The sequence below is a fragment of the Microbacterium sp. LWS13-1.2 genome (assembly GCF_040144835.1).
Taxonomy (GTDB): Bacteria; Actinomycetota; Actinomycetes; order Actinomycetales; family Microbacteriaceae; genus Microbacterium.
The window spans coordinates 2566626-2592095 of the sequence record NZ_CP151632.1; the positions used below are offsets into that span (position 1 = coordinate 2566626).

Here is a 25470-nt window from a genome sequence, read left to right on the forward strand (position 1 = left end):
GCTCCGTCCGCCTGACCCGAAAGAACCCCCACTGTGACTTCTTCGAGCCTCCGCAATCTCCGCGTCGCGATCGTCGGCGCCGGCCCCGCCGGGATCTACGCCGGCAACATCCTCACCAACTCGGTCGTCGAGGCCGGCGGGTCCGTGTCGATCGATCTGTTCGAGTCGCTGCCGGCCCCGTACGGGCTCATCCGGTACGGCGTCGCCCCTGACCACCCCCGTATCAAGGGCATCGTCAACTCGCTGCACGAGATGCTCGACGCCGGCACCACGCGGTTCATCGGCAACGTCGAGGTCGGCCGCGACATCTCGCTCGCCGAGCTGCAGGAGCGCTACGACGCCGTGATCATCGCGACTGGCGCGATCCGCGACGCCGCCCTCGACATCCCCGGCATCGATCTGCCGGGCTCGTACGGGGCCGCCGACTTCGTGGCCTGGTTCGACGGCCACCCCGACGTGCCGACCGACTGGACGCTCGACCAGCGCGAGGTCGCCGTCATCGGCAACGGCAACGTCGCGCTCGACGTCGCCCGCGTGCTCGCGAAGCACGCCGTGGACCTGCGCTCCACCGAGATCGCCGACAACGTGCTGGCCGGTCTCGAGGCATCGGCGGTCACCGACGTCCACGTCTTCGGCCGGCGAGGCCCCGCCGACATCAAGTTCACGCCGATCGAGCTGCGTGAGCTCGGCGAGGTGCCGAACGTCGACATCGTCGTGCACGACGAGGACTTCGTCGACGCCGACCCCGCGAACGCGGCCAACAACCAGCTCAAGGTCATGCTGCGGGTCCTGAACAGCTGGCGCACGCGGGAGTCGACGGGCGCGAGCCGGCGCCTGCACCTGCACTTCTACCACGCGCCCGTGGCGGTGCTCGGCGAGAGCCGCGTGGAGGGCCTGCGCTTCGAGCGCACCGAGCCGACCGGCGACGGACGCGTGCGCGGCACCGGCGAGTTCCGCGAGATCGCCGTGCAGCAGGTGTACCGCGCTGTCGGCTACTACGGCACGCCGGTCATCGACGCGCCCTTCGACGAGAGGGCCGGCGTCGTCTCGAACGTCGAGGGACGTGTGAAGGATGCCGCGACCACCGGCGACGCCGAGGCTCCGGTGATCCCGGGCCTGTACGCCACCGGATGGATCAAGCGCGGGCCGGTCGGGCTCATCGGCCACACGAAGTCCGACGCGATGGAGACCATCGCGCACCTCGTGTCCGACCTCGAGGCCGGGCGCCTGTCGGCCCCGACCGTCGGCGGCGACGTGCTCGAGGTGCTCGACGAGCGCGAGGTCGCGTACACGACGTGGGACGGCTGGCTCGCCCTCGACGCGCACGAGCGCGACCTCGGCGCGAACCACGCGCACACCCGCGAGCGCGTCAAGGTCGTGCCGCGCGACGAGCAGGTCGGCATCTCACGGGGAGTGCTCGTCCAGTGACGTATGTGATCGCCCTGCCGTGCGTCGATGTGAAGGACCGCGCCTGCATCGACGAGTGCCCGGTGGACTGCATCTACGAGGGTGAGCGGTCGCTGTACATCCACCCCGACGAGTGCGTCGACTGCGGCGCCTGCGAGCCGGTGTGCCCGGTCGAGGCGATCTACTACGAAGATGACCTGCCCGAGGAATGGCAGGACTACTACACCGCGAACGTCGAGTTCTTCGACGACATCGGGTCGCCCGGCGGTGCGGCCAAGACCGGCGTCATCGCGAAGGACCATCCGGTCATCGCGGCGCTTCCTCCCCAAGGAGACGGCCATGACTGACCCCCATCCCGCGGCGGAGTCGACCGAGGTCGACGTCGTCATCATCGGCGGCGGCCCCGCGGGGCTCTCGGCCGCCCTCAACCTCGGGCGCGCCCGCGCCTCGGTCGTGCTGGTCGACGCCGGGCGGCCGCGCAACGCCGCCACGCTGCGCTCGCACGGCTTCCTCACGCGCGACGGCGTGCCGCCGCTCGAGCTGCGCAAGCTCGCCCGCGCCGAGCTCGCCGCCTACTCGAACGTGCGCGTGCTCGATCGCACCGTCGTCACGGCGCTGCTCGAGAACGAGGGCGGCGACGGGCTACGCTTCATCGCGGCGCTGCACGGCCGGGGCTCCGGCATCCCGCCCGCCGTCGCGGCGCGATCCGTGCTCGTGGCCACCGGGCTCCGCGAGACCCTGCCCGACATCCCGAGCCTGCGCGCGTTCTACGGCATGACGATCTTCAGCTGCGCCGCCTGCGACGCGTGGGAGCTGCAGGACCGTCCGCTCGCGCTGATCGGCGAGACGCCCGACCTGGCCGCGCGCGCCCGGCTGATCGCCCGCTGGACCGACCGGCTCACCGTCTTCACCAACGGGTCGGATGCCGTCGACACGGTCGAAGCGGCGGAACTCGCGGCATCCGGGATCGTCGTCGAGAGACGGTCGATCGACGACCTCGAAGGCGACCGCGGTACGGTGTCGGCCGTGCGGCTCGTCGACGGCACCCGCGTCGAGATCGACGGCGGCTTCGTGCGACCCCAGTGGCACCCGGCGCTCGATTTCGTCGGCGGCATCGAGCTCGACCGCGACGAGTTCGGCAATCTGGTCACCGATCGCTCCGGGCGCACGTCCGTCGCGGGGCTGTACGCCGCGGGGGATGCCGCCTCACCGGGTCCGCAGCAGCTCATCGTCGCCGCCGGCCAGGGAGCCCGCGCCGCCGCGGTGCTCGTGCACGACCTCGTCGGGGTCCGCACCGCCCACTGAGACGCACGGCATCCTCGCCGAGTCCTTACGAAGTCCTTTCGCACCGGCGGGAAGGCGCCTGGACCGGTGCAGGCGCTCCGCCGGAGACCTATCCTGACCACGTGAGCACGGTGCTGGTCGTCGACGACGATGAGGACGTCGGCGACGTCGTCGCCGCGTACCTCCGCAGCGCCGGTCTCGTCGTGCGGCGGGCCGCGGACGGGATCGACGCGCTCCAGGCGGTCGTCGCGGATCGTCCTGACATCGTCGTGCTCGACCTCATGCTGCCCGGCATCGACGGCCTGGAGGTCTGCCGGCGGCTCCGGCAGAGGTCGCCGGAGCTCCCCATCGTGATGCTGACCGCCCGAGGCGAGGAGGACGACCGCATCCGCGGGCTCGAGGTCGGGGCCGACGACTACGTGACCAAGCCGTTCAGCCCGCGCGAGCTGGTGCTGCGCGTGCAGTCGGTGCTGCGGCGCAGCGTCTCGCCCGCCGCCGACCTGTCGGCCCCCGCGGAACTGCCCGACGTCGCGGTCGACGGCGACCTCGTCATCGACCGGCGCGCCCGTCGTGTGCACCTGGCCGGCAGCGAGCTCTCGCTCACCGTGCGCGAGTTCGACCTGCTCTCGTGGCTCGTCGCGCACCCGGGGGACGCCCTGCGCCGGGACGACCTGATGCGGGACGTGTGGGGCTGGGACTTCGGCGACCCCTCGACCGTGACCGTGCACGTGAGCAGGTTGCGCGACAAGATCGAGCACGACCCCGCGGCACCGCGGCGGCTTGTGACGGTGTTCGGCGTCGGGTATCGCTGGGATGCCGCGCCATGACCGTCTCGACGGACGCCCTGCTGTTCTCCGCCGGCGCCGCGGCGGCGACCGGCATCGTCGGCGCGGCGCTGGTGCTGGCGCTCGCCCGCGTGCGCGTGGCGGCCGCCGCCGTCGTCGCCCCGCTGGTGGTCGTGCTGTCGATCGCGGTGGGCGTCGTCGTCGGCGCCGCCTCGATGCTCCTCACCGCCGGCGACATGACCGGCCTGCTGCTCGTGCTGCTCGCCAGCGTGCCGGCCGCCCTCGCCGCCGGCATCGTCATCGCCGCCCGCATCCAGTCCGCCGCACGCGCCGCCGAGCGCGCCGCCGCGGCCGCCGAGACGGAGCGCCGGGTCGAGGGACAGCGACGCGACCTCGTGGCGTGGATCTCGCACGACCTGCGCACACCGCTCGCCGGCATCCGTGCGACCGCCGAGGGCATCCACGACGGCGTGCTGCCCGACACCGCCGCGGCCGCCACCACGATCCAGCGCAACGCAGAGCGCATGAGCGACATGGTGGACGACCTCCTCACGCTCTCCCGGCTGCAGGCGCCGTCGGTCGCGCTGGAACGCACCGACGTCGATGTCGGCGACCTCGTGTCCGACACCGTGGCCTCCTTGCGTCCCCTCGCCGATGCCGGCGGCGTCACGCTGTCGGGACGCGCCGAGACCGGCGCGCGCGCGCGGGTGGCCGCCCCCGAGCTGCGCCGGGCCGTGGCGAATCTGGTGGCCAACGGCATCCGTCACTCGCCGTCCGGCTCGATGGTGGAGACCACCGTCGAACTGCACGACGGCGCATTCCGCATCGCGGTCGCGGACGCGTGCGGCGGCATCGCCGCGGACGACCTGCCGCACGTCTTCGAGACAGGGTGGCGTGGCAGCGCGGCACGGCCGACGGATGCCGGCGCCGGGCTCGGCCTCGCGATCGTCCGCGGCGTCGCCGACGCGCATCGCGGCTCCGCCACCGTCCGCAATGCGACGGCAGGATGCGTGTTCGAACTGGAGCTGCCTCTGCGCTCCGCGGTGTGAATCTCAGGCCTCCGGGGCGTCGCCCTGTAGGGCGTCGCGTCCGGGGGCGAGCATCTCGCGCACCTGGTCGCCGTGCGTAGTGGCGGGGGTCACCGTGTCGGGCCACGACGCGATCTGGTCCTCGGCCCAGTCCGCCCACGCGACGATGTGCTCGTAGTGGCCGATCATGAAGGTGTTCGCGAGCGCGAAGAGGTGGCGGCGCTCGGGGAACGTGCCACCTGTGACGCTGATGTATGCGGCGTAGCGGGCGAACATCTCTCGGTTGGCAAGAGCCCGCTCCTTCGTCTGCGCGAGCGTGCGGCGGAGATCCTCGACCGACCCCTGGTCGGCGAGCAGGACCCGCACCATCCCCTCGAACTCGAGGGTCGGCGGACGCACGGGCGTGCTCAGCCAGGCGGCGAGCGCCTCGCGGCCGGCCGCGGTGATCGAGTAGATCGTCCGGGCCCGCTTGCCGGTGCGCTCCTGCCGGGTCTGCACGAAACCCTCCTCGCTGAGGCGATTCAGGACGGCATAGCGGCCGCGGTCGGCCGATGGCCACAGCTCCGCGACACCGCGACCGAGCTGCTCGGCGAGCTGATACGCCGACCAGTCGTGGTCGGCCAGGAGGCCCAGGATGAGGTAGCCCGTGGTCGAGAGTTCGCGATCGGCCACGGTGGGCTCCTTCCTCTTCGCATCGGCTTCCGTCGCAGAGCGTAAAAGAAATCCCGCCGGCGCGCGATCGAGCCTATACTGCGGAGTGCAGTAATCGGTGGTCGCGGCATCCCGTGTGGGGACAGGGACCGTTTCCGAGGACGGGCACGACGTGGGGGCGCGGGCTCGTCCGTGCGGCGGGCGATCTGGGGATCGCCCGCCGCACATCCCTCGCCCGGCACGCTGCCCGACACGATGCTGCGGCCCGTCGGCGCACGATCGCCTTCGCCCCCGGGTGAGGGAGGATTGCCTCGATGTCAACGCCGACCGACCTGCCGCTGGACGAGCTCCGCGCTCTCCAGGCGCGCGCCTACGGGCGCGATGCCGACATCCACTCCGATCCCGCAGCGCTGGCGCGGCTGCACGAGCTCGAGGCCATGGCGTCCGCCGCGCGTGCCGGGTCGACCGCGCCGGCAGCCGACGCCGCTCCGGGGATGGAGTCGGCAACCCGCGTCGAGACGGCGGCAGGCGGCGCGCCGGCAGACATCGGCGCCGATGGGGCATCGCGGGCAAGCGCACCCGGGGCGGCTGTCCGTCAGCCGACGCTCCCGGGTGAGGGCGGAGCAGGGACGGATGCCGCAGCCGGCGCGCACCGCGCCGCCACGGCCTCGGCTGAACCCGCACCGGGATCCGATGCTCCCACGCCGATGGCCGGGGCGGCGACGCCACCCGGTGCCATTGCCGGCGCCGGGGTGCGGCGCGGCGTCTCCGAAGCTGCGGACGCCGATGCCGGACCGGCGACGACCGACCCCGGCGGTGATGACGCTCCGGCCTCGGACATGTCCGCGGAGGCGCCGGTCCGGCCATGGTGGCGCCGCATCCCGGTGCTGTGGGCGGCCTCGGTCGTCGCCGCCTTGCTCATCGGCGCGGGGCTGTCCACCTGGATCCAGAACATCGAGGAGGGCGGAGTCGCCGTCCTGAGCGAGGATGCGGAGGCCGAGTGGCCGGACGAGTCCTTCGGGGTACGCCCCTCGGGTGGCCGCGTCTTCGACGACTTCCACGGCCTCCGCGTGCTGTCTCTTCGCCAATCCGTCGTACCGGGCAGCTCCCAGACCTGCCTCTACATCCTGACCCCGCCGGATGGGTTCGGTGCGGGCAGCTGTGCTGCCGGGTCATATCCGGCGTCGGCGTCCTTGGAGGTCGTCCAGTCGTCGCCCGAAAAGCTGCGCGAGCGCTTCCCGCTGGGCACGTCGCTCCAGTTCGTGCTCGAGGGGCCGAACGTGCGGGTCTACGCGCGGGAGCCGAGCATCGTCGAGCCGACGCCCTGAGCGTTCAGGAGCCGCGGCTCCCGGCATCCCTGTCCCCCACGTTCGTGCGGTGGAAGTTCTGGAACGAGCGCGATGCCGTGGGCCCCCGCTGACCCTGATACCGGTTGCCATAGGGACCGGAGCCGTAGGGGCTCTCGGCGGGCGAGGTGAGCCGGAAGTAGCAGACCTGCCCGATCTTCATGCCCGGCCACAGCTTGATCGGGAGCGTCGCGACGTTCGACAGCTCGAGCGTGACGTGACCCGTGAACCCCGGGTCGATGAAGCCGGCGGTCGAGTGCGTCAGCAGGCCGAGACGACCGAGCGACGACTTGCCCTCGAGACGGGCCGCGATGTCGTCGGGGAGCGAGATCTGCTCGAACGTGGACCCGAGCGCGAACTCGCCGGGGTGCAGGATGAACGGCTCGGAGGGGTCGACCTCGATGAGCCGCGTGAGCTCGGGCTGGTCCTCGGCCGGATCGATGAACGGGTACTTGTGGTTGTCGAAGAGACGGAAGTACCGGTCGAGCCGCACGTCGACGCTGGAGGGCTGCACCATCGCCGGGTCCCACGGATCGAGCCCGATGCGTCCCGCGTCGATCTCGAGCCGGATGTCGCGGTCACTGAGCAGCACGCAGCCAGCCTATCCGGGCGGCGTCCTCGCCGACCGAACGTGACGGGCCCTACGCTCGAGACGACGATGACGGAAGCCGCCGCCCGGCGTGCACCCACCCGTGCGCCGCCGGACCCGACAGAGAGGGATGACATGGCGACCGTTCTCTTCTGCCCGGTGACGTTCAACCTGGCCGAGACCACGCGCATGATCCAGGTCGCACGAGCCATGGATCCCGTGCACCGGATCGTCTTCATGGGCTACGAGGACGACTACGTCGGACTCATCAGCGAGGCGGGGTTCGAGTACGTCTCGTGCACGCCGGTGTTCACCTCGCGCGAGCGGGACCAGCTGATCGCTTTCGACCAGGGCAAGACGCTCAAAAGCCCGCTGACGCGCGAGCTCGTGGGCGCCCGCGTCGACGTCGAACGGCAGCTCATCCGCGAGCATTCCGCCGCCGCCGTCGTGACGGGATCGAACCTGACGTCGTACATCTCGGCCCGCGCCGAGCAGGTGCCGCTCTTCTACCCGGTGCCGTTCGCGCTGACCGAGCCGCAGGTGCGGCAGGCGCGCCACCTGTTCCTCGTCGGCGGGCGCGGGCGCGTGTCTCGGTTCGCTGATCTGCTGGCCACGGCGGCCTTCCGGTGGATCTACACGAAAGCTCCGCTCGCGCCTGGGGCGTTCGCCCAGGTCGCCGCGGACAACGGCGTGCCGCCGCTGCGCACGGTCGCCTCCCTCATCACCGCGGACCGGAACCTGATCACCGAGATGCCGTGGGAGCTCCACGGCTTCACCCTGCCCGACGGCTTCGAGCGCGTGGGTCCGATCTTCGCCCACATCGACGCTCCGCTTCCCGAGATCGTCGAGCAGCTCGCAGCGGCCGCCGAGCCGCTGGTCTATCTCGGGCTCGGCTCGTCGGCCAACCGCGAACTCGCCCTGCGTGCGGCCCGCGCGCTCGGCACGCTGCCCGTGAACGTCGTCGCCCCGATCGCCCACTACCTCGAACCGGGTGACGACCTTCCGCCGAACGTCCACGTCACCGACCTCCTCCCCGCTCACCGTCTCGGCGGTCTCGTCGACGCGGCGGTGCTCCACGGTGGACAGGGAACCGTCCAGACGGCGTGCGCCAACGGCATCCCCTTTGTCGGAATGGGGCTGCAGCCCGAGCAGACCTGGCACGTGCGCATGTGCGAGAAGCGCGGACACGCCATCGCGATCCCACCGAAGCGTGCCGGATCGCCCGAGTTCCTCGACGCCGTGCGCCGCGTGCTGTCCGACCCCGGCATCCGCTCCGTCGCCCGAGACGTGCAGCGGGCGTACGCAGACGAGGACGGAGCCGCGGCCAGCGCGCGCATCATCGAGGCATCGCTCTGATCGACGCGGGCGGATGCCGCGACTTCGTGCCCACGGCATCCGCTCTGTTATCCTTGCCACGCGCCGGCATCCGGCGTCCGGGGCTGTAGTTCAATGGCAGAACTTCTGCTTCCCAAGCAGACAGCGCGGGTTCGATTCCCGTCAGCCCCTCCCTATGCCAGCGATCGCCGCCCACGAGTACTCGCCCTGGGACTTCTGGCGCGAAGCGTCTGTCGATGAACGCTATGCGCAGCTCGCGATCCAGCACACGCTCGCGGACGGCCGCGCCGATCACTCGCTCGGCGAGCAGTGCTTCATCTCGGAGCTCGCATCGATCGACAACGACTCGCTGCGTCTGGGTGACCGCACGTACGTCGCAGCCGGCGCGTACCTCACAGGTCACCTGCTCGCCGGTGCCGACTGCAGCATCAATCCGTACACGGTGATCCGCGGACGCGTGACGATGGGCGACGGCGTGCGCATCGGCGCGCACACGTCGATCCTCGGCTTCAACCACTCGATGGAATCCGGCACGCCGGTCTTCCGCCAGCCGCTCACCTCCAAGGGCATCGAGATCGGCGACGACGTGTGGATCGGCTCGCACGTCGTCATCCTCGACGGCGTCCGGGTCGGGTCTCAGGCGGTGCTCGCCGCCAGCGCCGTCGTCACCAAGGACGTGCCCGCCGGCGCCGTCGTCGGCGGCAACCCCGCCCGGTTCATCCGCTGGCGCGTCGAGCCGGACGACACCGGGGTCGCGCCGGACGCGGCTGCCGACGCGGCGGCACGCGGCACGGACGAGGGTGTCGGTGCGGGTGCGAGTGTCCAGGTGGATGCGGAGAACGCGGCCGACGAGCGCTCCCCCGTCAGCGAGACCGGCGCAGCCTTCGCCGCCGCGGCCGCCATGCGTGCAATCGTGTCGCAGGCCGCGGCCGGCGACGACGGTGCAATGAGCGCCGACGGCCCCCCGACCCCCTCCAACCAGACGTTTGCCTCGGTCCCCGACGCAACCTCCGCCCCCGCCGGAGCGGCAGCGTCTGCTCCGGATCCGGCCTCGACTGGAGCCGAGGCGTCCGCCTGGGTCCCGGCCGGCGCACCGACGTCGAGCGCGGACGACGCCGCAGGCCTCGCGGAGCGGGTCGCCGAGTTGGCCGCACGCGCGCGGGAGGAGGCATCCGCTCTCCTCCAGCGCTCCTGGGACGACGACCTCGAGCTCTTCGCCGACCGCCCGGGAGCAGCGCCGACCGTGCGCGCGCAGGGCGATGCGATCGAGATCGCCGACCTGCTACTCGGCAGTGCCCCGCCACAGACCTCCGCGGAGGCGCAGATCCGACGGCTGCAAGACTGGCAGGATCCCGCGACCGGTGCGGTCGCACCCCTCGCTTCCGATGGTCGCCAGGAGGCGGGCCTCGGGTTCTCGCACGGCGATGTCGCGTACCACGTGCTGAGCGTGGGATACGCGCTCGATCTGCTGGGGTCGGCGTTTCCGGCTCCTCTCACCTGGGTGACGGCGGCCACTCCGGAACGGGTGATCGCGTTCTGCGAGAGTCTGCCGTGGGCCTCCGACGCGTGGAACGCCGGCCACCATATCGATGGCTTCGGCACCGCACTTCTGTGGACACGGCGTGCGGGCCATCCGATTCCGGCGGGTGTGGAGGAGGCGCTGTTCGGCTGGCTCGTCATGAACGCCGATCCCCACACCGGCATGTGGGGTTCGCCGAGCGCCGACGGCGGCCTGCTGCCCGTCGTGAACGGCTTCTACCGGGCGTCGCGCGGCACCTTCGCGCAGTTCGGGATGCCGCTCCCCTACCCCGAGCGCGTCATCGACACCGCGTTGCGCCATACACGCGACCCACGATGGTTCGCCGTTGGCGCGCGCAACGCGTGCAACGTGCTCGATGTCGCGCACCCGCTGTGGCTCACGCGCGCGACGGGCTATCGCAGCGACGAGGTGCGCGACCTCGCCGCGCGCCTGCTGTCGGACGCCGTGTCGACCTGGGCGCCGGGCGCCGGGTTCTCGTTCCGCGAGCCGGCTCCCGCGACCCGTGGCCTCGCCGAGACCGAGCCCGGCCTGCAGGGCACCGAGATGTGGCTCGCCATCCTCTGGTACCTCGCGGATCTCGCGGGCGTCTCGGATGCCCTCGGCTACCGCCCCCGCGGGGTGCACCGCCCCGAGCCGGCCGCGGCGCTCCGGTAGACCGCGTCCGGGTCGCATTCCGCCCTGAGCCGGCAGACTCGCTCGGCAAACGGCGTGAGGGCCGGTCGCACCCCTGCCGCATACACCTGCTGGCAGGACACCGATGAGCTCTCCGGGATGGTCGCGCGCCCGCGTCGTGACGGACTCCGCCGTCACTGCGCGGATAACCGCTCGATCGGCGCGAGCACCACCAGCCACGACGAGTAGTGCTCGGTGACGGTGCCGCCCGGATCGTTCACGGCCTCGACCGCCTGCTCCACCTCGCCGGCGGACCAGTCGCTGAACGTACGGAAGAGACGCCCGATCGCAGCCGCGTCGAGTTCGAGAGTCCATCGGTAGGTGGAGACATCCGTCACGACGAAGAGGCCCGACGTCGTCAGAGCCTCGATCGTCGCATCGATGTCCTCGGCAGGCGGACCCGGTCGCGGCGGCGCGCGACGGGCGGCGATTATCTCAGCGATCCGCGCCCGAAAAGGCGTGGTGGAGGCGTCGGCGTCTCCGAACACGTTGCGCCACACAGCGAGGCGGCCCGTCGGCGTGAGTATCGTATATATCTTCGGTAGCAGGACGTCGACATCCATCCAATGGATCGACGTCGCCGCCACAACGAGGTCGACGGCCGAGGCGGCGAGCTCGACGTCTTCCGCGCGGCAGACCCGCACATCGGCCGCGGGATGGGCCGCGCGCAGGAGGGCCGCGAGGCGCGGGCCGGGTTCGACGGCGGTGACCCGCAGTCCTGCCTCCAGAAGCGGACCGGTCGCCTGACCGGTTCCGGCGCCGAGATCGAGCGCGGTAGCGCCCGGCCGCAGGAGCCCGAGAGTTCGCAGTCGCTCCCAGAGTCCGGCCGGGTACGGCGGCCGAGCCGCGGCGTAGTCGTCGGCGCTCGCCTCGAAGTGCATCGGGTCCACCACAGGCACGAGCGTATGCACAGTCGGCGGTCGCGTCGAGACTCGGCCCCTCTTCGATGTCGGAGGTTGCTCGTATATTTGTTCCGTGAGTTCTTCGGTGTCGTCGCCTCCGGCGATGCGGCTGACGGATGCCGTCGCCCGCGTCGCACAGCGACTCGGCGCGGACGGAACCGGGGTCGAGAGGCTGGACGACGAAGAACTGCTGGAGCTGTTGACCGACACGACCGAGGCTCGCAAGGCCCTGGAGCTCGTCGTCGCGAGCGGCTCGGCGGAGGTGTCCCGCCGATCAACACGCGACCGCGGATACGGCGGACCCGCGAAGCGCAAGGGGCTGCGCACCGGGACGGCGCTGGTTCAGCAGATCACCGGCCTCGGCCGCCGCGATGTCACCCGCGCGGTGCAGGCGGGGCAAGAGCTCGCGCCCACCACTCCTTCTTCGTCCGAACCCACCACAACCGGGACGGATGCCTCGCGTCAGGAAGTTGCCGAGCAGCCGCCGACGCCGGCGGCGCCCGAGTGGCTGAGACTCGTTCGGGATGCGCTCGCGGCGGGCGCGCTCTCGCAGGCGCAGTTCCACGCGCTCCGCTCGGGTCTCGGCGAGCCGCCCGTCGATCGCTATCCCGAGCTGGACGCCGACTTCCTGCCCCAGGCGTGGTCCCGGGCGGTGCGTCTGCTGCTCGACGAGGCGACAACGCTGACGGTGGAAGACCTCCGCATCCAGGCACGCATCGCCCGCGACCGACTCGATCCCCTCGGGGTGACGCTGCGGTTCGAGGAGCGGTTCGCCGCCCGATCCTTCCGCCGGTGGATCGACGAGAGCGGCCAGCGCCACGCCCACATCCTCTTCGACGACGACGCGGGTGCATGGGTCGATTCGCTCCTCCAAGCCGCACTGCGACCACGGCGTGGGCCGCGCTTCGTCGGCTCGGATGCCGTCGAGAAGACGCGCGAGGCCGAAGCCGACGATCGGACGAACGAGCAGCTGCAGTACGATCGTCGGCTCGGATGCCGTCGAGAAGACGCGCGAGGCCGAAGCCGACGATCGGACGAACGAGCAGCTGCAGTACGACACGATCATCGCGGTGCTCCGCACCGGTGCCGACGCCGACCCGCAACAGGCATTCGGCGACCGACAGCCAGGTGTGCGTATCGTCGTCGAGTCGGCGGCGATCACGGCCATCGACGAGCGGGGAGACACGCGGGTGACCGGCGTCGGTCATCTGGAAGACGGTGGGCACGCCGTGCCCGGCGGGGTCGTTGAGGCGCGTCTCTGCGATGCGGGCGCCATCCCGGTGATCTGGGACCCCGATGGTCGGCCGCTCGATGTCGGCCGCCAGCTGCGGCTGTTCAGCCGCAAGCAGCGGATCGCGATCGCTGCCCGCGACGGCGGGTGCGTCTGGCCGTCGTGCAGCGCGCCGATCTCTCAATGCGAGTACCACCACATCGACCATTGGTGGGATCACCACGGCCGCACCGATGTCGACGACGGCGTTCCCCTGTGCCGCAACTGCCACCTGCGCCTGCGCCTGCACAACCAGCGATAGCGCATCAGCCGCCACCGGGATCCCGCCAGTTCGGCCGACACGTACTGGCTGCATCCGCCTCCCGACCCGCTGACTGGCGAGATCGGTGATCCGGTCCGGCTGCAGTCGAAGTCGACGCGACGCTTCGGCGCCGCATGAGGGTCTGGGACGGGCACGGGCACAGGCGTGAGGTGCCGGCGCTGCCGCTTCCCGCCTGCGCCGGAAGCGGGCGTGAGGTGCTGGGTGCGGCGGAGCCACACCCAGCACGAGAGCGGGCGCGAGGTGGTGGCGCTGCACGCGCCGACCCCACCCCGGGCAGCGCCGGGTGTGGTGGCGTCGTGAGCATCTGGCGAGGCAAACGGTGCGGGGTGATGCCGGCGCACGCTGCCCGCGAATCGGGATGCGATGCTTGTGGCATGGCTGTCACCGTCGTTCCCTACTCGCGGGAGTGGCCGGAGCAGTTCGCGCGTGTGGCTGCGGACCTCAGGCGAGCGGTGGCGGATGTTCCGATGCTCTCGATCGAGCATGTCGGCTCGACATCGGTGCCGGGACTGGCCGCCAAGCCCGTCATCGACATCGATGTCGTCGTGCGGCGTGCGGATCTCCCGGCGGCGATCACGGCGCTCGTCGCCGCAGGCTACACGCATCGGGGCGACCTCGGCGTCGCCGACCGGGAGTCATTGGCCGCACCCGACGACGATCCGCGGCGGAACGTCTACGTCTGCATCGACGGTACGCTGCACCTGCGCAACCACCTCGCGGTACGCAGGATCCTCCGCGCGCGACCAGATCTCCGCGATCGCTATGGCGCCATCAAGACAGAACTCGCCCGCGACCCGGCGATGGACATCGGACGTTACCTCGCCCTCAAGTCGCCCGTGCTCCAAGAGGTGCTGGCCCTGTCCGACCTCACCGACGCCGAGAAGCGGGCGATCCTCGCAATCAACGGGGGCACCTGAGCTACCCGGCTGACCGAGCCGACGCCACCGCCCACCGCCCCGCTCCGAGCGACCGGGGACTGCCGTTACTGTGAACCGGTGACCTTCGACCCCCGCGACACCGCCGCATTCGCCGCCTTCGTCCGCGCGCAGGGCCGCGCAGTCGTGGCCACCGTCGCGCCCTCCGGCGTGCCGGAAGCGGCACTGGTCGGGATGGCGGCACTCGACGACGGAACGCTGATCTTCGATGCCTCCGACGACTCCCGCAAAATCCACAATCTGCGCGAGAACGGCCGCGTCGCTGTCGTCGCCGGCACGGATGGCGACGTGACCGTGCAGGTCGAGGGCGTCGCCACCATCGCCTCGGACACGTCGCGCGAATTCCACGGTGCCGCATACAACGAGCAGTTCGCAGGCTCCCGCGCCCTCGACCAGGGCTTCGCCGTCGTCGTCGTGCGGCCGGACTGGGTCCGAGTCTACGACGCCTCGGCACGGCCGGCAGTCGTCACCGAAGCGCGCTGGTGACGCCCCCGTCCTCGCTCCCGACGACGGCCGGGTGAAGGTGCTCGGATGACAGGGCGACGACCGCCTGGCGGGCGCCGGATTCCAGGCATCCGTCCAGATCCGCCCGGCGAGCGACGCCGCCAGGAAGCCGGCGAAGAACGCGTCGCCCGCACCGTTCGTATCGACGACCGTGACCGGCTGCGCGGCCACGGCGGCGCGCTCCCCTGATGCGGCGAGCGCTACCGCACGGCGCGCACCCCGCGTGCAGACGGCGAGTCGCGGCCTACGGTCGAGGCAGCGCGCACCAGTTCCGACTTCTCGGCCGTCGTCGACGCGACGCTCGATGCGGCGCTGGCGAACTCGGTGACTGCGATCCTGGTGCACTCCGACCCGGAGGCGATGGCGTTCGCCGACCTCGCCCTCAACCGTGGCATCTCGGTGCCCGGCGACCTTTCGGTCGTCGCCTACGACGACGAGGTCGCCGAGCTGTTCACCCCCGCGCTCACCGCCGTCAGCCCGCCCCGCAACTCGGTCGGGCGCGCCGCGGTGGACCTGCTGGCGCGGCGCATCGAGGATCCGACCCGCCCGGTGCACCGCGTCGTCCTGAACCCGACCCTGAACGTGCGCGGCTCGACCGCCCCGCCGCGCGGAGCCTGACCTTCAGCCAGCGAGAGCCGCCGCGCGCCACTCCGTCAGCACCCGCGCGGCCGCACGCGTGTGCGACCAGGGCATCTCCGGCACGTCGAGCCGGCCCTCGGCGATGGCCAGCGACAGCGCGTCGGCTTCGGCCGCCATCGGCTGCACGACCGGCACCTCGATCACCCGCTCCTCGCCGCCGCGCCGGACGATGAGCCTCGACGGGCTCTCGGTCCTGCTGCCCCAGACGTTGGGGAGCATGACCTCGGCATCTGCGAACCGCAGGACGCCGGTGTCGGGCAGGTCCTCGATCACCGAGGTGGCGATCGCGGCGGTGACGCCGCCGAACGCGATCACCGCGGATGCCGTGCCGTCCACGCCCGCCACCAGCTCGGCCTCGAAGGCGCGGTAGTCCGGAGCATCGATCGGCTCGCCGGCAGCGGCGGCGAGGTCGATCGCGAGCGCGAGCGGATAGCACCCCACGTCGAGGATCGCGCCGCCCGCGAGCGCGGGGTCGAACAGGCGGCCTTCGTGCGCGCCCGCCGCGAAGCCGAAGGCGCCCTCGACGCCCTGCAGCGCGCCCAGCTCACCGCGTGTCACCAGGTCGCGCAGGGCGTCGGCGAACGGCCCGAACCGCGTCTTGAAGGCCTCGAGGAACGGCCGCTGCATCCGCCCGGCCGTGTCGAGGATGCGCTCGACCTCGTCGAGGGTCGGGCTCGCGGGCTTCTCGCACAGCACGGCCTTACCCGCCTCCAGCGCGCGGATCGCGAGTTCGGCGTGCGTCGTGTGGACGGTTCCGACGTAGACCGCGTCGACATCGTCGCGGGCCAGGATCTCGTCGTATGTTCCGGATGCCGCAGCCCCGTGCTCCGCCGCGAACGCCCCCGCCCGCTCCGCCGACGAGCTGCCCACCGCGTGCAGCACGCCGTGCCGCGAGGCGCGCAGCCCCACCACGAAGTCCCGGCTGATCGCCCCGGGGCCGAGCACGGCCCATCTCGTCTGCACCGCGTCGTCCGCCTGAGTCATGGCCCTGATCGTAGCGAGCCCGCCGGTCGCGCCGTCGCACACCGGCCGCGGCATCCATCTCAGCTGCCCGCGCTCGCCCGCAACAGCCCCGGCAACGGCACCGGCAGCGGCAGCAGCAACAACGGCGGGGCCGTGCACCTACTCCGCGTCAGGCGAGCGGCTCTGCGGCTTCGCTGGCCGCGCGCGACGAGGAGCGCACCGCGCCGATGCTCGCGGCGATGACGAGGCCGATGCCGGCGATCTCGAGCCACGTCATATGTTGGCCGAGGAATATGAAGCCCGCGAGCGCTGCTGTGGCGGGCGCGAGGCTCATCAGGATCGCGAACACGGCGGCCGGCAGGCGCCGGAGGGCGATCAGCTCGAACGCGTACGGGATCGTCGACGAGAGGAGGGCGACCGCCGCGCCGAGCGCGACGATCTCGGGGCGCAGGAGGGCGGCTCCGGCATCCGCGATGCCGAACGGGAGCGCGATGACCGCTCCGACCGTCATCGCCAGGGCGAGCCCGTCGAGCTTGGGGAAGGCCCTGCCCACGCGCGCCGACGCCAGGATGTAGAACGCCCAGCTGCCCGCGGCGCCGAGCGCGAACAGCACGCCCAGCGGGTCCAGGCGGTCCCAGCCACCTCCCCCCAGCGCCACGACGCCGACGAGGGCGAGCACCGCCCACAGCCACGCCGATGCCCGGCGCGCGGCGACGATCGACAGCACGAGCGGACCGAGCACCTCGATGGTCACGGTGACGCCGAGGGGCAGACGCTCGAGGGCCAGGTAGAACAGGCCGTTCATCAGGGCGAGCACGAGCCCGAAGAGGACGACCCCGGTCCAGTCGGCGCGGGAGTGTCCGCGCACCCGGGGACGCGCGATGAGCAGCAGCACGATCGCGGAGAAGATGAGCCGCAGCATCACCATGCCGAGAGGCCCCACCTGCGGGAACAGCAGCACCGCGATCGACGCGCCGACCTCCTGACACGCCAGGCCCGCGACCACAAGCAGGATGGCCGGCGTCGTCACGGATCGGCCCGGCCCGCTCGCGCCGGGGGCGCCCGCACCTCCCGAGCTCGCTCGGGCCCCCACTACGTCGCCGGCGGCGTGCACACCGCCGCGCCGGCGATAGCGTCGTGGTACTGCTCGGGCGTCCAGGGGAGCCCGGCCTCGGGCACCGTCTCGCCGGCCGCCGCGGGCGCCTTCGACGCGATCGCCGCGAGCTCCCACGCGAGGTACTCGCCCACCGCGGCGTCGGCGGCGGAGTTGTTGAGCACGACGGCGACCGTCAGCCCCGTCGTCGGATCGGCGAAGGCGGCGGTGATGTAGCCGGGCACCTTGCCGTACTGCCCGATGAGGGATCCGGCGATCACCGCACCGCCGTCGGCGGTGTACCACGACGGCCCGTCAGCGGCGACGGCCACCGGAGCGCCGAAGCGATCGTCGTCCGCCACGAGCGCGCCCGAGGCGAGCGCCTGCACGTAGCGGCCGAGATCCTCGATATCGGAGACGGCGCCGGCATCGGTGAACCCGGTGCTCGAGGACGCGGCCGTGAGGTCGATCGGGGCCGCGCAGTCGAGCGCACCCTCGGGGGTGTTGACGGACTGCCCGCCCTTCAGCACGCCCTCCGCGGGGAGGTCGCCGAGGGCCGTCGCGTCGAGGCCGAGCGGATCGGCGACATAGGTCTGGATGAGCTGCGCCGCCGTCATGTCGGTCGCCCGCTCGAGCGCGAGGCCCAGCAGCAGGTAGCCGGCATCGGAGTCGCGGTATGCCGTACCCGGTTCGCCCGAGCGTGGCTGCCCGAGACCGAAGCTCGCGAGGTAGCGCGGATCCCACTCGCGTGCAGGGTTCGCGATCCACGACGAGTACAGCTGGCCCGCGTACGAGCCGATGCCCGACGTGCCGTCGCAGAGCTCGAGCAGGGTGATGTCGGCGAGGTCGGGAACGCCCGACACGTACTGGGTGACGCTGTCGTTCAGCTTCACCTTGCCGTCGGCGGCGACCTGGAAGAGTACGTCGCAGGTCATGGCCCGGGTCACCTTGCCGGCGCGGAAGACCAGGTCGGCGGTGACATCGCCGCCGCCGTCGGGACGCTGCGTGCCGAGGCCCGCCACCCAGGTGCCGCTCCAGGGCGCCCAGACGCCGACAATGGCGCCCGACGACCCGGTGGTGCCCATCGCGTGGGTGACGGCATCCGTCAATCGCTGCACCGTCTCATCGGGCAGGGAGGCCGCCGCCTGCGGAGGCAGGTCGGGCTCGACCTCGCCGCCGAAGGAGCAGCCCGCCAGGAGCAGTGCCGACGCTATGGCGCCGGCGATGACCGCGATGGCGCGGCGACGTGTAGACCGGGTCCGCATTCTCACCCCCCGACGATCGTGCATTGAATTCAAACACACACCGGTGGCTTGCGTTGCACGGCGATCCGTAGGGTGTGAGCATGACCCACCTCTTCGACGACGATGCCCTCACGGGCGTGCTCGGCCACATGAACGGCGACCACGGCGACGACAACCTTCTGATCACGCGGGCGTTCGCCGCGGACGCGGGGATCGCGACGGCCGAGATCACGTCTTCGGTCATGACCGGGTTCGATGGCGACCGCGGGGTGTGGCAGGCGACGCTCGCGGACGGCTCGACGGCCGAGGTCGCAGTGCCGTGGCCGTCGGGGGCGATCTCGGAGCGCCGTGAGGTGCGCCGCGAGATCGTCGCGCTGTACGACGAGGCGTGCCGGCGGCTCGATGTCGAGCCGAGACCGCACGCCTAGAAATTTTTGGTTAGGTTCGCCTTATCTTCAGTTAGCATGAAGGTATGAGCGACCCGATCCCGTTCTCCACCGCGCTGCGCGAGCGCTCGAGCAGCTCGCACTCGTCGAGCGAGCACTCCGGCTTCATGGCCGACCTCATGAAGGGGGAGGGCACGCGCGACGACTACGTCGCGCTCGTTGCCCAGCACTGGTTCATCTACGAGGCGCTCGAGCGCACGGCGGGCCAGATGCGCAACGACCCCGTCGCCGCCGTCTTCATCTCCGACAAGCTCACGCGCCTTCCCGCGCTCGAGGCCGACCTCGAGTTCCTCGTCGGCCCCGACTGGCGCGAACGGATCCAGGCGCTGCCCACCACCCAGCGCTACGTCGATCGCATCAACGAGGTCGGCGCGACCTGGGCCGGCGGCTTCGTCGCCCACCACTACACGCGCTACCTCGGCGACCTGTCGGGCGGTCAGTTCATCGGCCGGCTGATGGCCCGCCGGTTCGGGTTCGACACGAACGGCATCGGCTTCTACCTGTTCCAGGACATCGCAGATCCGAAGGCGTTCAAAGACGTCTATCGCGAGCAGCTCGACGCCGCCCCGTGGGATGCCGCCGAGCAGGAGCGCGTGATCGACGAGGTCCTGCTCGCCTACCGCTTCAACACCGAGCTCTTCGAGGACCTCGCCCAGGCGAAGGCCGCGCAGGTCGCCTGACCCGGCCGGATCGGCCTACGACAGCGCCGCGCCGCGCACGGCGGACGCCATGAAGCGGCGCACGTCGGGGTCGACCTGGATGTCCCGCGGCCGCAGCGGTCGCGAGAGGTAGAGCCCGTCGAGCGAGGTCAGCCGCGACAGTGCGACGTAGGTCTGGCCGGGCGCGAAGGCTCCGGAGCCGAGGTCGATGATCGCGCGGTCGTAGGTCTTGCCCTGCGACTTGTGGATCGTGACCGCCCAGGCGAGCCTCAGCGGGAACTGGGTGAACTCGGCGACGATGTCGCGGGTCAACTGCTTGGAGCGGGGGTCGTACGCGTAGCGATACTTCTCCCAGACCGAGGGCTCGACGTCGAACTCCTCGCCCTCGACGTCGACACGCACCGTCTCGCCGGAGATCCGGGTGACCGTGCCGATCGTGCCGTTGACCCAGCGCGGCGGCTCGCGGAACGACCCGGTGTCGTTGCGGAGGAACATCACCTGGGCGCCGACCTTGAGCTTGAGTTCGATGTCGGCCGGGTAGGCGGCCTCGCCGCGTCCGAAGTCGCCACTGACCTCCGCCATCGCCGTCTGCTCGCGCCCGACGAGCTCGCCCAGGTGCCGGCGGTTGATGTTGTTGACGATGTCGTTGCGGGTCGCGAGCGTGATGATCGGGTGCTCACCGTCGACGGGATCTGGCGGAGTGCGCGCACCGGTGCCGTTCAGGACCTCCGCGATGTCGGCGGTCACCCGGCCGTACCGCACGGCATTGAGCATCGCCTTGAACGCCGGGTCGGATTGCCGGTGGATGTCGACCAGCTCGCGGATGTTGAGGTCGGCGCCGTACGAGCCGACGTCGAGGATGCCGTCGCTCGCGGCCTCGCCCACCCAGACCTTGGCGTCGAAGAACCAGAACGAGCGGTAGTGGTCGCGCACGTACCGCAGCTCGTCGCCCCGGGGCGGCACCGGGGCCAGCTGGTACGGGTCGCCGAACATGACGATCTGCGCGCCGCCGAAGGGTTCGCCCCGGCGCCCCCGCGCCTTGCGCAGCGACCGGTCGATCGCGTCCATGAGGTCGGCGTTGACCATCGAGATCTCGTCGATGACGAGGGTGTCGATGGCGTTGAGCAGCTTGCGGGTCGCGTCGGACTGGTCCTCGTCGTGCGCGCCGATGATCCCGAGGGGCAGTTTGAACAGCGAGTGGATCGTCTGGCCCTCGACGTTCAGCGCCGCGACGCCGGTCGGCGCGCACACCGCGATCTGCTTGCTCGTGTTCCACGCCAGGTGCTGCAGCAGCGTCGACTTGCCGGTGCCGGCCCGGCCCGTGACGAACACGTGCTTGCGGGTGTCTTCGATGAGCCGGAACAGCGCCTCCTGCTCGGGGGACAGCGGCGGGGTGTTCACCGATTCATGCTAACGAGCCGCCGCCGCATCGCGGCCGTGCGCGCCGTGATCGGTGGAGTGCGCGTCGTTGTCCACAGGCGTCTCGGCCTCGCGCCAGGTGCCCGTGCCCGCCACGACCTCGTCCATGATCGCCCGGAACCGCGGGCACGTGGTGATGTCGTGCGAGCGGCAGTTCAGGGCGTGCTCGGTCATCAGGCGCGATCGCTCCATGTCGGCCATCCGCCGCGCGAGGTCGGCGAGGTGCTCCTCGAGCACCCGATGGCGCTCGGGCGCCTGCGCGTCGAGCAGCACGCCGATCTGCTCCAGGCTCATGCCCGCGCTCTTGCTGCGCACGATCACGCCGATTCGCACCAGGTCGTCGTCGCCGTAGCGCCGCCGGTCGCCGCTGTCGCGCTGCGGATGCAGCAGGCCCACGTCCTCCCAGTGGCGCAGCACGTGCGTGGGCAGCGAGAACCGGGCCGCGGTATCCCCGATCGACAGACTTGACTTCATGTCGACATGAAGTCACAGGATCGACCTCGACGCAACCCGACGAGAGGAACACCCATGTACGACGTCATCGTCATCGGCGGCGGCCCCGCAGGCCTCCAGGCCGCCCTCACCATCGGCCGCATGCACCGGAGCGTGCTGCTGCTGGATTCCGGGGAGTACCGCAACGCCACGGTCGAGCACGCGCACAATCTGCTCACCAACGACGGCCGCAGCCCCGAGGAGCTGCGCCGCATCGCCCGCACCGAGCTCGCCGCTTATGACACCGTCGAGGTGCGGGCGGTCGAGGTCACGGCGGTGGCCGGCGCGATCGGCGGCTTCGAAGTCACCACGACGCAGGGGCTGGAGCGCGCCCACCGCCTGGTGCTCGCGACGGGCATGCGCGACGAGCTGCCCGCCGTCCCCGGGCTCGCCGAGCAGTGGGGCCGCCGTGTCGCGCAATGCCCGTTCTGTCACGGCCACGAGTTCGCCGGGCAGCGCATCGGCATCCTCATCGAGGGCGAGCACGGCGCCATGATCGACCGGATGCTGCGTCCCGTCGTCGCGTCCGCGTTCATCGCCCGTCCTGCCGACGTCAGAGCGGTGACCGAGGTGGACGGCGGTCTCGAGCTCGCGCTGGTCGGGGGCGGAGCAGAACGCGTCGCGGGCGTCTTCACGGCTGCGACGTCGGCGCAGCGCGCACCGTTCGCGGAGCAGCTGGGCTGCGGCATCCTGCCGAGCGGGGGTGTGGAGATCGACCCGCTGGGCCGCACGACCGTGCCCGGCGTCTACGCCGGCGGCGACATGGCCCACCTCGCCGCCGTGCCGGGACCGATGGTGTCGCTGGCGGCGGCGATCGCCTCGGGCCAGCTCGCGGGCGCGAGCGCGGTGCGCGACGCGATCATGGCCTGACCTGGGCGAACGATCGCCGACGCCCCGAAGAGACGGGGAGTCCACAATGTTTCCGTCCACAGCGGCCTCCCGGCGAGTCTTTCCTAGACTGGCCGGGTGGACCAGGGGGCATTGGACACGGCATCCGGTCGCGCGAGCGCGCCGCCGGCCGTCGAGGCGACCCCCGCGCCCGCGGCCGGAACCGCCGAGCAACCGCTCATCCAGCCGCCGCGCAAGGTCCGCGAACGCCGTCGTCTCGCCGTCGACCTGTCGCTCCTCGGCCTCGTCGGCGTTCTGCTGATCCTGGCCGTCTTCGCCGCGTGGGGCGTGATCGAGCGCCAGTTCTACAGCCCCAAGGCGTTCGTCGAACGCTACGTCGACCTCCTGGCCGAGGGCCGCGCGGCCGATGCGCTCGCCGTGCCCGGCGTGGCCGTGACCTCGGCGGAGCTCGAGGCCGCCGGGCTCCCTTCGACGGCGTCCGAGGCGCTGCTGCGCAGTGCCGCCCTCGCCCCGATCAGCGACGTGGAGGTCGTGTCCGCCGAGCAGGACGGCGACGTCACGCAGGTGACGATCGAGTACCGGGCCCGCGGCTACGACGGGCGCACGACGTTCTCCGTCGAACGCGACGGCACGATCGGCCTCGCCCCGACCTGGCGGTTCGCCGAGAGCCCGCTCGCGGTCATGAACCTCGGCGTCAGCGGCTCGATGGTGTTCGACGTCAACGGCTTCGAGATCGACAAGCGTCAGGTCTCGCCCGACGGGGCGGATGCCGATCCTGCTGCGCCGGTCTCGCTCCTGGTGTTCTCTCCGGGCCTGTACTCGGTGTCGGTCGACACGGCGATCTCCAGCACCCCGGGTGTGGCCGTGCTGTCCGACAGTCCGTTCCACGCGATCCCCGTGAACGTGCAGTCGCAGCCGACCGAGAAGTTCATGAGCGTCGTGCAGCAGAAGGTCGAGGAGTTCCTGACCGCCTGCGCAACCCAGGAGGTGCTGCAGCCGACCGCCTGCCCGTTCGGCTTCTTCGTACAGGACCGGATCGTGTCGCTGCCGAAGTGGTCGATCGTGGAGCAGCCGACCGTCGCGGTCGAGCCCGACGGCGCCGGCTGGTCGATCCTCGCCGCCGAGGCCGTCGCGCACATCGATGTCGACATCCGCTCGATCTTCGACGGCCGGGTCCGCGCGGTGAGCGAGGACGTGCCGTTCATCGTCAAGGGCACCATCACGGTGCAGCCGGACGGCACCGCGTCGATCGTGGTCACCGGTCCCGACACCACCTGACCGCGCCCGGGACGGCAGCCCCGGGCTTCCGCCAGAATGGATGCCGGAGTCGATGATGACGGCAGTGAAGGGTCTCGCCCGCTGGGTTCCGGCTGTCGCCGTGGCGCGGAGGTACGAGCGCGCGTGGCTGTGGCCCGACGTGCGGGCGGGCATCGTCGTCACGGCGCTGCTCATCCCCGCGGGGATGGGCTACGCGGTCGTCGCCGGACTGCCGCCGGAGACCGGCCTGTACGCCACGATCGTGCCGCTGCTCGCCTACGCGATCTTCGGACCGTCACGCGTGCTCGTGCTCGGTCCCGACTCGGCACTGGCTCCCATCGTCGCGGCCGCGATCCTCCCGCTCGCGCTCGGCGACCCGGCCCGTGCGGTCGCGCTCGCGGGGCTGCTGGCGATCATGGTCGGGACGCTGCTCGTCGTCGGCGGCCTGGTGCGCCTGGGGTTCGTCACCGATCTGCTGTCCAAGCCGATCCGGGTCGGCTATCTGAACGCCATCGCGGTCATCGTCATCGTGTCGCAGCTGCCGGCGCTGCTCGGATTCTCGATCGACGCATCCTCGCCCTGGCAGGGCGCAGCAGCGATCGTCCAGGAGATCGCCTCGGGAATGATCGACCCGATCGCGGCCGCGTTCGGCGTCGGGTCTCTCGTGGTGATCTACGCACTCAAGGCACTGCGATCGCGGATTCCGGGGGTGCTCGTCGTCGTGGTGGTGTCGACGGCGCTCACGGCGCTGCTCGGCATCTCGACCCTGCTGCCCGTCGTCGGCGCCCTCCCGCAGGGCCTTCCCGCACCCGCGCTGCAGGGCCTCCGGCTGACGGACATCGCCGCCCTGGCACTGCCGGCCGCGGGAATCGCGCTCATCGCGTTCACCGACACCGCCGTGCTCTCGCGCACGTTCGCCGCTCGTCGAGGCGACAGCGTCGACGGGAGCCAGGAGATGGCCGGGCTCGGCATCGCGAACATCGCCGGCGGTGCTCTCGGCGGCTTCCCCGTGTCGGGTTCCTCGTCGCGCACCCCGGTCGCCGAGCAGGCGGGGGCGCGCACTCAGCTCACGGGGGTCGTCGGCGCCCTCCTGCTGATCGTGTTCATCCTCGCCCTGCCGGGGCTCACGCAGTTCCTCCCGTCGGCCACGCTCGCCGCCGTGGTCACGAGCGCCGCGATCAGCCTGATCGACGTCCGCGGCTTCGCCCGGTTCGTTCGGATCCATCTCGTCGACGCGGTGCTCTCACTGGCCGCGTTCCTCGGCGTGCTCGTCTTCGGCGTGCTCGAGGGCATCGTCATCACGATCGCTCTGTCCTTCGTCGCATTCGTGAACCGCTCGTGGCGGCCGTACAAGGCCGAACTGGGGCGTGTGCAGGGCCTGCGGGGCTACCACGACATGTCGCGCAATCCGGCGGCGACCCGTGTTCCCGGGATCGTGATCGTCAGGTTCGACGCGCCCCTGTTCTTCGCGAACGGCGCGATCTTCGACGACTGGGTGCGCTCACGCGTCCGCGCGGCAGGCGACGGCGTACGCACGGTGATCCTCGCGGCCGAGCCCATCACCGATATCGACACCACCGCGGCCGACGAGCTGGTCGAGCTCGACGAGTACCTGCGCGTGCACGGCATCCGTCTCGTGATCGCCGAGATGAAGTCGCCGGTCGTCGACACGCTGGCCAGGTTCGGCCTCACGGACCGCTTCTCGCCCGACCGGTTCGCGCCGACGGTCGGCGCGGCGGTCGACGACGTGACCGGAACGCTGCGCGGCGACATCGCCGGGACGCGATGGGATGCCGCGACCGGGCGGGACGCTCCTCTCCCGGACGACACCGGTGACCGGCCGCCTCCCGAGGACCCACCGGCTCCGGAGACGTAGCC

General features: G+C 71.4%; 25 protein-coding genes, 1 tRNA gene and 2 pseudogenes. 18 read left to right on the plus strand and 10 right to left on the minus strand.

What is annotated here, in order from left to right; genetic code table 11:
- Positions 1-33: 33 nt before the first annotated feature.
- From MRBLWS13_RS12065 to MRBLWS13_RS12085, 5 genes are all read left to right on the plus strand, one after another.
- Entirely contained in the window at positions 34-1428 is a 1395-nt protein-coding gene (locus MRBLWS13_RS12065; protein ID WP_349425617.1) for an FAD-dependent oxidoreductase, read from the plus strand.
- Positions 1425-1754 (plus strand): ferredoxin, encoded by a 330-nt coding sequence (fdxA, locus tag MRBLWS13_RS12070; protein WP_045299416.1) that lies wholly within the window; start codon positions 1425-1427, stop codon positions 1752-1754. Before MRBLWS13_RS12065 ends, fdxA begins: the two co-directional genes overlap by 4 nt.
- A complete protein-coding gene (locus MRBLWS13_RS12075; protein ID WP_349425618.1) occupies positions 1747-2712 on the plus strand; it encodes an NAD(P)/FAD-dependent oxidoreductase in 966 nt (321 codons plus the stop codon). The genes fdxA and MRBLWS13_RS12075 overlap by 8 nt, the downstream gene beginning before the upstream one ends.
- Positions 2713-2813: 101 nt before the next feature.
- Positions 2814-3518 (plus strand): response regulator transcription factor, encoded by a 705-nt coding sequence (locus MRBLWS13_RS12080; RefSeq protein ID WP_349425619.1) that lies wholly within the window; start codon positions 2814-2816, stop codon positions 3516-3518.
- The gene (locus tag MRBLWS13_RS12085) at positions 3515-4525 is read left to right on the plus strand and encodes a HAMP domain-containing sensor histidine kinase (RefSeq protein ID WP_349425620.1); all 1011 of its coding nucleotides are present in this window, start codon (positions 3515-3517) and stop codon (positions 4523-4525) included. The genes MRBLWS13_RS12080 and MRBLWS13_RS12085 overlap by 4 nt, the downstream gene beginning before the upstream one ends.
- A 3-nt stretch (positions 4526-4528) precedes the next feature.
- Here MRBLWS13_RS12085 and MRBLWS13_RS12090 read toward each other — a convergent pair whose 3' ends face one another.
- Positions 4529-5176 carry a PadR family transcriptional regulator gene (locus MRBLWS13_RS12090; RefSeq protein WP_349425621.1) on the minus strand — a complete coding sequence of 216 codons (648 nt, stop codon included), beginning with the start codon at positions 5174-5176 and terminating at the stop codon, positions 4529-4531.
- A gap of 293 nt (positions 5177-5469) precedes the next feature.
- Here MRBLWS13_RS12090 and MRBLWS13_RS12095 point away from each other — a divergent pair, with 293 nt between their 5' ends.
- Positions 5470-6483 carry a hypothetical protein gene (locus tag MRBLWS13_RS12095; RefSeq protein ID WP_349425622.1) on the plus strand — a complete coding sequence of 338 codons (1014 nt, stop codon included), beginning with the start codon at positions 5470-5472 and terminating at the stop codon, positions 6481-6483.
- 4 nt (positions 6484-6487) lie between these two features.
- On the opposite strand, the gene dcd is transcribed toward MRBLWS13_RS12095, so the two are convergent.
- A complete protein-coding gene (gene dcd / locus MRBLWS13_RS12100; protein ID WP_349425623.1) occupies positions 6488-7093 on the minus strand; it encodes a dCTP deaminase in 606 nt (201 codons plus the stop codon).
- 132 nt (positions 7094-7225) lie between these two features.
- Here dcd and MRBLWS13_RS12105 point away from each other — a divergent pair, with 132 nt between their 5' ends.
- From MRBLWS13_RS12105 to MRBLWS13_RS12115, 3 genes are all read left to right on the plus strand, one after another.
- On the plus strand, positions 7226-8446 hold the full coding sequence (locus tag MRBLWS13_RS12105; RefSeq protein ID WP_349425624.1) for a nucleotide disphospho-sugar-binding domain-containing protein: 1221 nt from the start codon (positions 7226-7228) through the stop codon (positions 8444-8446).
- A 79-nt stretch (positions 8447-8525) separates the two neighbouring features.
- Positions 8526-8596, plus strand: a tRNA-Gly gene (locus MRBLWS13_RS12110).
- Positions 8597-8600: 4 nt separating this feature from the next.
- A complete protein-coding gene (locus MRBLWS13_RS12115) occupies positions 8601-10619 on the plus strand; it encodes an acyltransferase (RefSeq protein WP_349425625.1) in 2019 nt (672 codons plus the stop codon).
- Between the two features lie 152 nt (positions 10620-10771).
- Here MRBLWS13_RS12115 and MRBLWS13_RS12120 read toward each other — a convergent pair whose 3' ends face one another.
- Complete coding sequence (locus MRBLWS13_RS12120; protein WP_349425626.1) at positions 10772-11530, minus strand: class I SAM-dependent methyltransferase; 759 nt, start codon at positions 11528-11530, stop codon at positions 10772-10774.
- Positions 11531-11813: 283 nt separating this feature from the next.
- Positions 11814-12605, minus strand: coding sequence for a hypothetical protein (locus MRBLWS13_RS12125; RefSeq protein WP_349429122.1), 792 nt, complete (start codon positions 12603-12605; stop codon positions 11814-11816).
- On the opposite strand from MRBLWS13_RS12125, the gene MRBLWS13_RS12130 reads away from it, so the two are divergent.
- The 3 genes from MRBLWS13_RS12130 (at position 12604) to MRBLWS13_RS12140 (ending at position 14513) form a co-directional block, all read left to right on the plus strand.
- On the plus strand, positions 12604-13071 hold the full coding sequence (locus MRBLWS13_RS12130) for an HNH endonuclease (protein ID WP_349429048.1): 468 nt from the start codon (positions 12604-12606) through the stop codon (positions 13069-13071). The two genes, MRBLWS13_RS12125 and MRBLWS13_RS12130, sit on opposite strands and share 2 nt — an antisense overlap.
- Positions 13072-13466: 395 nt before the next feature.
- On the plus strand, positions 13467-14009 hold the full coding sequence (locus tag MRBLWS13_RS12135) for a GrpB family protein (RefSeq protein ID WP_349425627.1): 543 nt from the start codon (positions 13467-13469) through the stop codon (positions 14007-14009).
- 78 nt (positions 14010-14087) lie between these two features.
- On the plus strand, positions 14088-14513 hold the full coding sequence (locus MRBLWS13_RS12140; RefSeq protein WP_349425628.1) for a pyridoxamine 5'-phosphate oxidase family protein: 426 nt from the start codon (positions 14088-14090) through the stop codon (positions 14511-14513).
- Positions 14514-14660: 147 nt separating this feature from the next.
- Here the strand turns inward: MRBLWS13_RS12140 and MRBLWS13_RS12145 are convergent.
- Positions 14661-14876 (minus strand): annotated as a pseudogene (locus tag MRBLWS13_RS12145) (hypothetical protein); the annotation flags it as partial.
- Here MRBLWS13_RS12145 and MRBLWS13_RS12150 point away from each other — a divergent pair.
- A pseudogene (locus MRBLWS13_RS12150) lies at positions 14829-15149 on the plus strand (substrate-binding domain-containing protein); the annotation flags it as partial. The pseudogenes MRBLWS13_RS12145 and MRBLWS13_RS12150 sit on opposite strands and share 48 nt — an antisense overlap.
- 3 nt (positions 15150-15152) lie before the next feature.
- Here MRBLWS13_RS12150 and MRBLWS13_RS12155 read toward each other — a convergent pair.
- From MRBLWS13_RS12155 to MRBLWS13_RS12165, 3 genes are all read right to left on the minus strand, one after another.
- Positions 15153-16154 carry a Gfo/Idh/MocA family oxidoreductase gene (locus MRBLWS13_RS12155; protein WP_349425629.1) on the minus strand — a complete coding sequence of 334 codons (1002 nt, stop codon included), beginning with the start codon at positions 16152-16154 and terminating at the stop codon, positions 15153-15155.
- Between the two features lie 148 nt (positions 16155-16302).
- Complete coding sequence (locus MRBLWS13_RS12160; protein WP_349425630.1) at positions 16303-17163, minus strand: EamA family transporter; 861 nt, start codon at positions 17161-17163, stop codon at positions 16303-16305.
- 62 nt (positions 17164-17225) lie between these two features.
- Complete coding sequence (locus tag MRBLWS13_RS12165; protein WP_349429049.1) at positions 17226-18491, minus strand: serine hydrolase domain-containing protein; 1266 nt, start codon at positions 18489-18491, stop codon at positions 17226-17228.
- An 80-nt stretch (positions 18492-18571) separates the two neighbouring features.
- On the opposite strand from MRBLWS13_RS12165, the gene MRBLWS13_RS12170 reads away from it, so the two are divergent.
- On the plus strand, positions 18572-18898 hold the full coding sequence (locus tag MRBLWS13_RS12170; RefSeq protein WP_349425631.1) for a DUF2470 domain-containing protein: 327 nt from the start codon (positions 18572-18574) through the stop codon (positions 18896-18898).
- A 44-nt stretch (positions 18899-18942) separates the two neighbouring features.
- Entirely contained in the window at positions 18943-19596 is a 654-nt protein-coding gene (locus MRBLWS13_RS12175; RefSeq protein WP_349425632.1) for a biliverdin-producing heme oxygenase, read from the plus strand.
- 15 nt (positions 19597-19611) lie between these two features.
- On the opposite strand, the gene MRBLWS13_RS12180 is transcribed toward MRBLWS13_RS12175, so the two are convergent.
- Entirely contained in the window at positions 19612-20976 is a 1365-nt protein-coding gene (locus tag MRBLWS13_RS12180) for a DEAD/DEAH box helicase (RefSeq protein ID WP_349425633.1), read from the minus strand.
- Between the two features lie 9 nt (positions 20977-20985).
- On the minus strand, positions 20986-21468 hold the full coding sequence (locus MRBLWS13_RS12185) for a MerR family transcriptional regulator (protein WP_349425634.1): 483 nt from the start codon (positions 21466-21468) through the stop codon (positions 20986-20988).
- A 54-nt stretch (positions 21469-21522) separates the two neighbouring features.
- Between MRBLWS13_RS12185 and MRBLWS13_RS12190 the strand changes: the two genes are divergently transcribed.
- The 3 genes from MRBLWS13_RS12190 (at position 21523) to MRBLWS13_RS12200 (ending at position 25468) form a co-directional block, all read left to right on the plus strand.
- Complete coding sequence (locus MRBLWS13_RS12190) at positions 21523-22356, plus strand: NAD(P)/FAD-dependent oxidoreductase (protein ID WP_349425635.1); 834 nt, start codon at positions 21523-21525, stop codon at positions 22354-22356.
- Between the two features lie 198 nt (positions 22357-22554).
- Complete coding sequence (locus MRBLWS13_RS12195; RefSeq protein WP_349429050.1) at positions 22555-23613, plus strand: hypothetical protein; 1059 nt, start codon at positions 22555-22557, stop codon at positions 23611-23613.
- 55 nt (positions 23614-23668) lie between these two features.
- Positions 23669-25468 (plus strand): SulP family inorganic anion transporter, encoded by a 1800-nt coding sequence (locus MRBLWS13_RS12200; RefSeq protein WP_349425636.1) that lies wholly within the window; start codon positions 23669-23671, stop codon positions 25466-25468.
- Positions 25469-25470: the final 2 nt, after the last annotated feature.